We start from the raw sequence: 10,386 nt of genomic DNA, 5'->3' as shown, positions 1-10,386 counted from the left end.
CGTGTGGGGTGCATCGACGTAGTCGGGAAAACCGATGCTCTCGCCCTGGTGCCAGGCCGAGCCGTAGGGGTGGTTGTAGTAGACCGGGACCTAGCCCGAGTCCCGAGCGATGGTGACCGGCAGCCGACCGCTGGGTCCGTGGGCACCGGTGAGCACGTCGACGATGGCCTCGGCGCCACCCTCCCCCGGGCTCCACGCCTCGAGGAGAGCTGCCAGATGGGTGTCGGCGGCATCGCTCGACACCGCTCGACCGTCCAGGTGCACGCCGATGATCGGCTTGCCCAGCCGAGCGAGCTTGACGATCAGGTCTTCCTGACAGGGCGGCAGGTTGATGTTCGTCGCATCGATTCCCTCCCCCATCGAGGCAATGGATGCTGTGCCGTGCTTGCCGCCGAGCGTCAAGAGCACGACGTCGGCGCGCGCGGCGAGCGCGATGGCCTGGTCGTGTCCGGAGTCGTCGTCGCCGGCGAACGGGTAGCCGTACGTCCAGCTCACTTCGGTGTCAGGCATCCGCACGCGGAGCTCGTCCATGAGGCTGCGGATGCCTGGCTGCTGACGCAGGAGGAGCGCCTCGAAGGCAGGACCGTCGGACGCCTCGATCGTGGTGCCGGGGACGGTGTCCGTGATGGTTCTGAGATCGTCGCTGCGGGTCGCGAGTCCGGCCATCGAGGAGTTGGCCGCGAGCTTGCCCTCCGCCATGGAGTAGTGCGTGTACCCGCCGAAGAAGAACCGCGCACTCGCCGCGTGGCAGCCGATCACCGCGAGCGTCTTCACCTCCGGCCGCAGCGGCAGCGTGCCGTTGTTGCGCAGCAGGACGATCGACTCGCGTGCGGACTGCACAGCAACCGCCGAGTCGAACGGCGACACAAAGGAGCTGTCCCGCTCGTCGGGCCCCGGTGCGAAGGTGTGCTCGAACAGCCCCATCCGAAACTTGGCGGCCAGGACCTGGTGGACCGCCCGGTCGAGCAGCGCCACGTCAGCTTTTCCCGCCGCGAACCAGTCCCGCAGGTCGCCGCCGAAGCCCTGCGGCACGTGGAGCTCGACGTCCATGCCTGCGCGCAGGGCTGCGAGCCCGGCATGTGCCGGGGACGAGGCGACCCGCTGGACGGTGTGGAGGTTTCCCACCGCCCCGTAGTCCGAGACGACCAGACCGTCGAACCCCATCTGCTCCCGCAGCAGCGTCGTGAGCAGCCGGGCGGAGGATGACACCGGCTCGCCGCCCACCGAGTTGTACGAAGGCATGACACCGCGCAGCCCACCCAAAGTTATTGCGGCCTGGAACGGCTTGGCGTACACCTCCACCAGCAGGCGATCTGGGACGTTGCAGTGCGCGCCGTGGATGCCGCCTTCGGTGTGGTGCGAGCCGACGAAGTGCTTTGCCACCGCTTCGGTGCGCCGGCCGTCCGGGTCCTCGCCCTGGAGGCCACGCGTGTATGCGACCCCGAGCGCAGCCGCGAGGCTCGGGTCCTCGCCATAGGTCTCACCCTGCCGTCCCATGCGTGGGTCGCGGGAAATATCCAGAACGGGGGCAAGGGTGTGCGTGATGCCGAGGGCCCGTTCCTGCCTGCCGACGATCTCGCCGACCCGGCCCTCCAGGTCGACGTCCCAGCTCGCTGCGCGGCCCAGTCCGGAGGGAAAGCTCGTCGCACCAGGCAGGTACGCGCCGCAGAGCCCTTCCATGTGGAAGATCGCGGGGACGGCGTGCCCGGAACCCTCCATCGCCGCGGACTGGATGCGGCGCTGGAACGCTGTCACCTCGTCCAGAGTGAGCGCGGAACGTGCCTCGAGGCAGGACACCTCGCCGATCCCATGCGGGAATCGTTCGGCGAAGTCGGCGGTCTGGGTGATGTCGGTCGGGAAGTAGCAGGAGACCTGGGCCATCTTCTCGTCCAGGCTCAGCTCCGCCAGGAGCAGGTCTGCCCGTTCGCCGGCCGTCAGCCGCTCGTCCATCCACGGGTTCGTCGCGTGCGCGCTCATACGTAGTCCTCGATCCGTCACTCGGTCTGCCGGTCGAGGGAGGCTCCACCTCCCCCGCACCGGCCAACGACGGGCCCGCCCGCCGCGCCGGACGACAGGGCGCCGGACTTCGAGACTGACGATGCACGCGGTTGTGCAACGTTCTACGCGAGACTAGCGGCCGAAGCCGTTCGTCGCAACCAGGTCGGCGCGGGCACGTTACCGACGGCCGCCTCCTGTTCGGGCTCACCAGTGGCCACCTGGTCCCGCTTGGTCCAGCTTCGGTGACCGGGGCTACGCCAAGGGCAGCGCGAACTCCGAGTCAGGGCAGGTCACCGGTCCCTGGACGCATGAGGAGGGCCCGATCTGGGCCTGCCGCCGACCCGGGTTTCACGATGATTGCACCTGATTGCGGCCGTTGCGTTTTGCCTCGTAAAGAGCCTGGTCGGCGCGAGCCAGCACGACGGCGATGTCGATGTCGTCGGGAAGCAGGCGGGACAGCCCGATGCTCACCGTGATGTCGAGCGGGCCCGAGCGGGTCTGGATCGCTCGGCGACCTCGAAGAAGCGCCGCCGGTTCGCGATCCCGGTCAGCTCGTCGATGACCGCGAGCTCCTGCACCCGCGCGAACAGGCTCGCGTTGTCATACGCGGTCATACCCTGCGCGCCGACGGCGCCCGCGACCCCCGGCCTGCGTCGCGGTGAACGCGAGCGGCCGCCTCGAGGCGAGCAGCAGAACACCCAGCCGCGCTGTCCTGGCCACCGGCGGGAGCGCAATCCAGGACGCCACCTCGCCGCCCATCGACTCGTTTCCCGGAGACCGGCGAAGCGGTTCTGCTGAACTGGAATGGCGGGGAGTACGAGCAGCTGCGACCGAACATGACATCGGCAGACATCCTCGCTATCCCGCATCGATAACCGTGCCCGAAGAACGACAACCCGTCACTGACCGCATGCGTCGTGCTGATGACGCTCACTTGAAAGTACCCAGACCTGCTCACTGAAAGTCCCCACCCCGCGTGGCTCCGCCGAGTCAGGCGGGGCCCCCTCAAGGCTGGTGGTCTCTGACCACGCACCAGCTCGAGGGGGCCCCACCGCTCATGCTCACACGGGAGGACGACATCGACGTTCATGCGTTGCGTCGACAGGGTTGGACGATCTCCGCGATCGCCCGTCACCTGGGAAGAGACCGCAAGACCATCCGCGCCTACCTCGCCGGCGAGCGGCAGGCTGGGGTCCGCGTCCGGGCGGGCATCGACCCGTTCGAGGTGTTCGCGCCGTACTGCGCGCAGCGACTGTCTGATGACCCGCACGTGTGGGCGAGCACCCTGTTCGACGAGCTCACCGACCGCGGCTACGTCGGGTCGTATCCGACGATGACCCGCCAGCTGCGGACCCGGTCGCTACGCCCCGCGTGTGAGCCGTGCCGGCCGGCGAAGGGCCGCCCGATCGCGGTGATCGAGCACCCGCCCGGGGAGGAAACGCAGTGGGACTGGGTCGAGCTGCCCGACCCGCCGAGCTCGTGGGGGTGGGGCGCCCACGCGCACCTGCTCGTCGGGGCGTTGTCCCACTCCGGGGTCTGGCGCGCGGTGTTGTGCGAGTCCGAGGACCAGCCCCACCTGATCGATGGCTTGGACCGGGTCGCCCGGGCGCTCGGCGGGCTGACCCGCGACTGGCGGTTCGACCGGATGTCGACCGTGATCAGCCCCGGCACCGGCAAGGTCAGCGCGTCGTTCTCCGGCGTCGCGAAGCACTACGGCATCGTCGTGCGGCCATGCCCGCCGCGGCGCGGGAACCGCAAGGGCGTCGTGGAGAAGGCGAACCACGTGGCCGCGCAACGGTTCTGGCGGACCCTGCCCGACGACCTGAGCGTGGAACAGGCCCAGGCCAAGCTGGACACCTGGTGCGCGAAGCGCGGAGACGCCCGAGTGCGGTCCACCGCCGAGGGCAAGACCACCGTTGGGGCGCTGGCCGCGGCGGAGCCGCTGGGTCCGGTCCCGCCGGCGTTCCCCGCGACGCTCGTTGCCGAACGCACCGTCTCGGCGCAGGCCCTCGTCTCGTTCCGCGGGAACCGGTACTCGGTGCCTCCCGAGCTCACCGGCGCCCGGGTGAGCGTGGTCCTGCGCCTGGGCGCGAGCGTGATCGACATCGCCACGACGCCCGGCCCGGCAGTCGGGGCGCGTGGCGGGATCGTCATCGCGCGCCACCGCCTGGCGCCGACCGGCGCCGGGGCCATGATTCGCGACGACGGCCACGTCGTGGCCCTGGAACGCGCCGCGATGGCCGCGGCCACGTCCGCGAGCCCGCACCGCGGCAAGGTCCGGCGCCCACCCAGCCAAGCCGCCCTGGCCGTGGCGCCCGCCCTGCAAACCCCGACCGGCACCGAGGGCGCCGCGCCCTCTACCGGCCCGGGAGTGGTCGTTGACCTGGCCCGATACGCCGCCGCCGCAGCGGGGCGCAACACCCTGATGACCGAGAAGACCACCCCGCCCGCTCCGCCGACACGCAAGGAGACCCCGACCTCATGACCACCACGAGAACCGCCGACCCGACCGCTGAGCCCGGCGCGCCGTCCACGACCACCCAGGCCAGCCTCTACCAGCAGCTGCGCGCTCACCTCGCCGTGTTGCGGCTCTACGACGCGGCCGAGCACCTGCCCGCGGTCCTGGACGCGGCGATCGCCGAGGGACTCTCGATGACCGCCGCCCTCGAGCGGCTCCTCGCCGTCGAGGTCGACGCCACCGAGGCCCGCCGCCTGGCCGGACGCCTGCGCTTCGCCTGCCTACCCACCCCCGCGACGCTCGCCGAGTTCGACTACGACGCCGCGCCCGGCGTCGACCGCGCGCTCATCGACGAGCTCGCGACCTGCCGCTACCTCGAGTCCGCGACCAATATTTTGCTCATTGGCCCGCCGGGTACAGGCAAAACTCACCTCGCAATCGGCCTGGTCCGCTCCGCTGCAGAGGCGGGCTACCGCACGTACTTCACCACCGCGGCCGACCTCGCGGCCCGCTGCCACCGCGCGGCCATCGAAGGACGCTGGGCCACGACCATGCGGTTCTACGCCGGCCCCACGCTCCTGGCGATCGATGAACTGGGCTATCTCGCGCTTCCTGCCGAGGCCGCCGCCGCGATCTTCCAGGTCGTCTCCCAGCGATACCTCAAGACGAGCATCGTGCTGACGAGTAACCGCGGCGTCGGCGCGTGGGGTGAAATCCTCGGAGATACCACCGTCGCGGCCGCAATGCTCGACCGCCTTCTGCACCGATCCGTCGTTCTCAACCTCGACGGAGATTCCTACCGACTACGCGCCCACCAAGCCCGCAACGAAACACTCCGGAAAACCACCACCGGCACCCGAAAGCCGCTATCCTAACAACGCCACAAGGTGGGGAATTTCGATGAGCAATACTGGGGAATTTCGATAAGCGGCATCAGTGCGCTCACGGAACGCGCCGACAGGTCGTTGTGGGCACCCCGACCTGGGTGAGGCAGGTGGTGTCGGCATAGGCCATCCGCTACGCAACCCAGGCGCAAAGAGGGCCGGAAGACTGACGCGTCCTGGCCCTCTGACCTGCTTTTATATCGTCACGTGACAGGAGTAACACCTGCGACCCCCTGTCGATGTGTCATTCACCGGATAGGCCACCTTGGCCACCCGGTAGGCCGCCAGCGACACCTAAGGGGCGGCCCGCATCCACGGAAACGGCCCCTGAACTGCGCTTTCACTGTCGGGCTGACAGGATTTGAACCTGCGACCCCCTGACCCCCAGGCAACCCAGCCACGCTCAGACACGGTCAGACACGGTCACGACGACGGTGTTGTCGCAGGTCAGACGTACATTCGTGTCCACCACCGTCCAGGCTAGTCCACCCGAGTTACGCAACTTAGGCTAACCGTTAGGCAACCTCGGGCAGCCGATCTCGAGGCCCGAAATAGCAGCCCCGGGTGGACCCCATGACACGCAGTCGCAGAGATCGCGGAGACGGAGCCGTGTATTTCAACACGCTCAAGAATCGCTGGATGGGCCAACTCGACCTCGGCCAGGACCTGGCAGGCAGGCGCGTCCGGCCAACCGTCTCCGGCCGTACCCGCACCGAGGTCCGCGCCAAGCTCGACGCACTGCGCGCGCAGCATGAGGCGGGCCACGACGTCGCCGAACGCTCCACGACGTTCGCTGACCTCGCACGCCAATTCTTCAACCGCGGCCTGACCGCCGAGCTCAGCGAGAACACGCGGGAGGAGTACCGCGGAATCGTCGACCGCCACCTTCTCCCCGCCCTCGGCAACCGCAAGGTCGTCGCCCTGCGCCCCGACGATATCGAGGATGTCCTCCAGGCCATGGCCGCCCACGGATACTCAGCGCGCACCATGAGCCTGACGGTGAACATGGCCCGGCGGATCCTGCGCTTCGGCGAACGGCGCGGCGTGGTCATCCGCAACGTCGCCGCGATCGTCGAGCCCGTGCACGGTCCCGTCCGCACGCGCGGGAGCATCACACCCGACGAGGCTCGCGCCCTGTTGGCCGCGGCCCGCTCCCACCGCCTCGCCGGCCTGTTCATCGTGTCCCTGCTGCTTGGACTTCGACCTGGCGAGGCCGCGGGACTGCAGTGGGACGCGGTCGACCTGGACTCCACTCCCCCGACGCTGACAGTGGAGACGAGCCTGCGCCGCACCGCGGGGAAGACCCTGTCGCTCACGAAGCCGAAGACCGCGTCCAGCTGGCGCACCCTCGCACTGCCGCCCGATTGCGTCACCGCCCTGGAAGACCAGAAGCGATTCCAGGAGCAAGAGCAACTGGCGGCGGGCGAGAAGTGGTCGAACCCCGACAGGCTGGTGTTCACCACCAACGTCGGGAGCCCCCTGCACCCCTCCAACGTCCGACGAGCCCTGCAGATCGTCGCCACCAAGGCCGGCTTGGGGCACATGCACCCCCATCTACTCAGGCACGCCGCCGCAAGCCTCATGTCGGACGCTGGAGTACGACTCGAGGACATCGCGGACACCCTTGGCCACCGCTCAGTCACGATCACCGCCGACATCTACCGTCACCCGATCAACGCCACCCGAACTGGCCACCTCGACGCCATGACTGCTCTGACGGGCGGCGAAGACCACAAGATGAGCACGACCAACGACGTCGACGGACTTGAGCCTTAGCTTCGGGCCAGTCGCTCCAGCAGGGCGATGCAGGTACGCAAGACGGTCGAAAGCAGGACTTTTCGCGAAGGACGACCCGCGAGGCTCCTACAACGAGTTCAGGAAGGCGCACAGTACGGGCGCGCTTTACGCCCCGGGCAAGGCCTCCGGGCGGGCTGCGGGGTGGGACGCATGGCTAACGAGATTTCCACGCGTGACGTTCACCAGTTAAGGGGTTCCCGAGGAAGGCGCTCTGGATAACTCCACTCACATACCACGGGAAATTGGATTGGTAAACAGTTTCGTAGTGCGCCTCCCACTCGACAGGAAGCCGCAATCCCCAGCGCACCTTGACTGTAGCACCGCCAGCCCGCTTGCGACGTTCGATCGCGCTACGAATCAAATCCACCCCGTTGTTGTAGGCGATCACCGCAACTGCGTGATCCGCATCGACCAAGTCGACTACCGGCGTACGCAGGACCCTCTGCTGGTCCGCAGGCAGTACCGATCCTGAAGATCGCAGCACAGACTCCTGGCATATCTGGTCAATAATCCATTCGGCGCTACGTTGCGGATTCATGTCTCGACTCTAGAACAACGATGTCCCGGGCGGGATGATATTCGCCCGAAGTGCCAGGCCAGTTCGTCGTGTCGGGCAAACGGACGCCACCACGCGGCGTTGCGCCCGAGTCGGACACGGAAGAAGTCCACAGCACCGGTGCTGATGATCTTCGCATCGACAACAGCGACGGCGACAGACACGTAAGTCAGCGTGGCGCCGCGACGAGTTCGTCGGGTCCTTGAAGTCGAAGACCGGCTAGGCTGAAACCTGCCGCGTCAACGCGGTTTGCCTGTCTGACGGTACTGTGCGTGCAACGCATGAACCCAGGTAGGGTGGCCCTCGCTAGCCGGGCGGAACGAGGTGTCGACGAGCTTGCGGATCTGCGACTCTACGAACTCAGCGACGCTGAGGATTCTGGCCCAACGCCAACGCCCTGAATTCGGCCACGAGTGCGTGTTTTATTAACCCTCATTTGCGTCGTGGGGCAAGAGCGACTCGAATGCTTCGGCCGCAAGCTCATCTGTAAGCGTCGTAATTCGCCTAATCATGAGCTTTTGAACGTTGCCGCGACTTGCCAGGGCCACCAACCTGCGCGACGATCTCACTTTCGTCGGATTCGCTGGATAGCCTATCCTCCGCCAGTCGACGGACGATGTTCAGTGTGGCACTTATCCGCGTCTCTGGTGAGCGCTTCTTTTGGGCCTCGACGAAAGCGGCACGCCATTTTTCAAACCTGGCCCGAGCCTGGGTCGTAATACCCGGGTGCTTTTTAACGTAATCGTCGACAGCATTCCAGGCGTTTAGGAGGAGCGGCCAGTACTTCTTCACGAGGATCCATGCACCCTTTCCGAGAGCGCCCCAGGCAGCCATGGAAATTTCCTCACCTCGGTGGACACGAAAGATATCAGGCGCCGAACGCTAGCGCGCTGGAGTCCCCCGCACCAGGAAATGCTGGTCGCAACGCGGACGAATTGCCACCTTTCACCCCTATGCTCCCCCATCGGGGAACTCTGCGGGAGGGTCTGGCGTGGGAGCCCCTTCGAACACTTCCGAGTGGCGGGACGGCGGGCCGCACGAGGGCAGACAACATGTAGCCCCTGGTTGGGTAGTCATGCTCGACGGCGAGCCGCTATTGGCGTCGTGACCCGAAGAGGCGAGCCTCTGCCCGGAGCAAGGCGGTTGCCGCCCGTGTTCATGCCCTGCCACCCGGACGATCCGGCATGAATCACATCTCGCTCCTCGGCGGTGGTCGTTGGGCATCGGCTGGCGTCGCCGTAAACGCTCTCCTCAGGCGAGCCCGGCCACCGCCAGGTCCGGCTCCCACGGCACCTCGCTCCAGGAAGCCGGCGCCGTCGGCATGGCCGGCTCCCGCACGCTCGCAAGACGAACCGATCCCAGGGCAAACTCGAGGACGTCGTTTTGTCCCAGTCCGAACCGCCCGACGAACAACGCGAGGTCGTCGCCGGGCGACCCGCCTGGCACACCCTCCTCGAAGCAGCGAGCCTGCAGCTGCGTGAGAGTCGCCACTGCACCGGCCCGGTCGACCTTCTCGATGTCCGCGACGCCGATGGGCGAGCTCGCGACGATGATCCAACGGTCGACGTCGGCCGTGCTGTGGAACGAGACGAACGGCGCGGCCGCCGCGACGGGCTGCGTCCGCCGACCGATCGCGACCACGGTGTGCCGAGCCGCGCTAGCCACCGCGCCGAACGCGGCTGCGACACTGTCGTCGAGCTGGACGCGACCTTCCGTCACGGTCGCGAGGTCGCGCGCCAGCAGCGAGCGCTCACCGCGGAACGCGGCACGCCCCACCCCCTCCGCATCGGTGACGTCCACGGTCCGGATCCCGATCGGCCAGATCGCCGACAGCAGGAGCGAGGCGGCGACGACCTCGTCGTCGGTCAGCTTAATGGTGCTCACGTTCTCTCCTCGTTTGCGCGGCTCAGGGCTTGAAGATTCCGATCAACCTCGGCAGCGCGGCGTCGAGCGCCTGGCCCGCGCCTGCGAGCGCATCCATCGGATGCTGGACGATGTACTGCCCGGCCGAGGCCATCCCGGACGAAGACTTGTCCACCTCGGCCCAGTCCCGGTGGAGCTCCTGCACTTCGGCAATGATCACGCCCGACAGGTACAGCGGAAGAATCGGCACGGGTGCCTCGGCACCGGCGGACTTCAGGATCGAGGCAGTCACTGACGCCGCAGCGTCCACGGCCTTGGCCGGGTCACCGGACGTGAAGCCCTCGGCCGCGTCGAACGCGGTGAGGAATGTGCCCGGGACATGAGTCAGCCCGATGAGATCTCCGACCCTCCACCCGGTGACCGGGATGGTGGCGTTCTCGTACTGACGGATGAAGTCGGCTCCCGTGAGGGAACTCCCGCCGCCGACCGAGCCCGACCCGCCAGTCGCGGCACTGGCTCCGCGCTGTTCGGAGGCGTTGTTGAGCGCCGACTGGCCGAGCCCGCTGATCTGCGACCGGACCGCCTGCAACGACGCGCGGTGCCTCGGCCACCACGTGCCGACAAAGTCGCTCGCGTCCTTGCCGTCCCACAGACCGGGCAGCCGGCGGACGAGCGCATCGACCCTCGCGGTCAGCGCGGTCAGCGCCTCGGCGTCCGTCTGCAGCCCGTGCCCAATCCGCTCGACCGCATCGACATCCATCCCCAAACGTGTCATCGGAACCTCCTCGTGGTCGCGGGTCGTGGCCGGGCTGCCTTGTGCAGCCCGGCCA

10 protein-coding genes are annotated in these 10,386 nt (G+C 67.7%); 3 read left to right on the top strand and 7 right to left on the bottom strand.

Annotated features, from left to right (window positions below):
- Positions 1 to 90: 90 nt before the first annotated feature.
- From VIM26_RS09065 to VIM26_RS09055, 3 genes are all read right to left on the bottom strand, one after another.
- Positions 91 to 1,977, bottom strand: coding sequence for a glycoside hydrolase family 3 protein (locus VIM26_RS09065; protein WP_331950326.1), 1,887 nt, complete (start codon positions 1,975 to 1,977; stop codon positions 91 to 93).
- Positions 1,978 to 2,346: 369 nt separating this feature from the next.
- Positions 2,347 to 2,469 carry a diguanylate cyclase domain-containing protein gene (locus VIM26_RS09060; RefSeq protein WP_331950324.1) on the bottom strand — a complete coding sequence of 41 codons (123 nt, stop codon included), beginning with the start codon at positions 2,467 to 2,469 and terminating at the stop codon, positions 2,347 to 2,349.
- Positions 2,466 to 2,612, bottom strand: coding sequence for a hypothetical protein (locus tag VIM26_RS09055; RefSeq protein ID WP_331950322.1), 147 nt, complete (start codon positions 2,610 to 2,612; stop codon positions 2,466 to 2,468). Before VIM26_RS09055 ends, VIM26_RS09060 begins: the two co-directional genes overlap by 4 nt.
- 443 nt (positions 2,613 to 3,055) lie before the next feature.
- On the opposite strand from VIM26_RS09055, the gene istA reads away from it, so the two are divergent.
- The 3 genes from istA to VIM26_RS09040 all read left to right on the top strand — a co-directional run bounded on the left by istA (position 3,056) and on the right by VIM26_RS09040 (position 7,116).
- A complete protein-coding gene (gene istA / locus VIM26_RS09050; RefSeq protein WP_331950320.1) occupies positions 3,056 to 4,483 on the top strand; it encodes an IS21 family transposase in 1,428 nt (475 codons plus the stop codon).
- Entirely contained in the window at positions 4,480 to 5,331 is an 852-nt protein-coding gene (istB, locus tag VIM26_RS09045; protein WP_331950318.1) for an IS21-like element helper ATPase IstB, read from the top strand. Before istA ends, istB begins: the two co-directional genes overlap by 4 nt.
- A gap of 648 nt (positions 5,332 to 5,979) precedes the next feature.
- Positions 5,980 to 7,116, top strand: a complete 1,137-nt coding sequence (locus tag VIM26_RS09040) for a tyrosine-type recombinase/integrase (RefSeq protein ID WP_331950316.1) — start codon at positions 5,980 to 5,982, stop codon at positions 7,114 to 7,116.
- Between the two features lie 175 nt (positions 7,117 to 7,291).
- On the opposite strand, the gene VIM26_RS09035 is transcribed toward VIM26_RS09040, so the two are convergent.
- The 4 genes from VIM26_RS09035 to VIM26_RS09020 form a co-directional block, all read right to left on the bottom strand.
- Complete coding sequence (locus VIM26_RS09035; RefSeq protein WP_331950314.1) at positions 7,292 to 7,675, bottom strand: hypothetical protein; 384 nt, start codon at positions 7,673 to 7,675, stop codon at positions 7,292 to 7,294.
- A 522-nt stretch (positions 7,676 to 8,197) separates the two neighbouring features.
- On the bottom strand, positions 8,198 to 8,527 hold the full coding sequence (locus tag VIM26_RS09030) for a hypothetical protein (protein WP_331950312.1): 330 nt from the start codon (positions 8,525 to 8,527) through the stop codon (positions 8,198 to 8,200).
- Positions 8,528 to 8,944: 417 nt separating this feature from the next.
- A complete protein-coding gene (locus tag VIM26_RS09025; RefSeq protein WP_331950311.1) occupies positions 8,945 to 9,577 on the bottom strand; it encodes a hypothetical protein in 633 nt (210 codons plus the stop codon).
- Between the two features lie 22 nt (positions 9,578 to 9,599).
- Positions 9,600 to 10,386: hypothetical protein (locus tag VIM26_RS09020; RefSeq protein WP_331950310.1), on the bottom strand; the 787-nt coding region annotated here is incomplete at its 5' end.

Origin of the sequence: Pengzhenrongella sp., from assembly GCF_036565025.1 — a bacterium.
Classification (GTDB): Bacteria; Actinomycetota; Actinomycetes; order Actinomycetales; family Cellulomonadaceae; genus Pengzhenrongella.
Note: the sequence above shows the minus strand (reverse complement) of the source record. Positions and strands in the feature narration are given on the sequence as shown.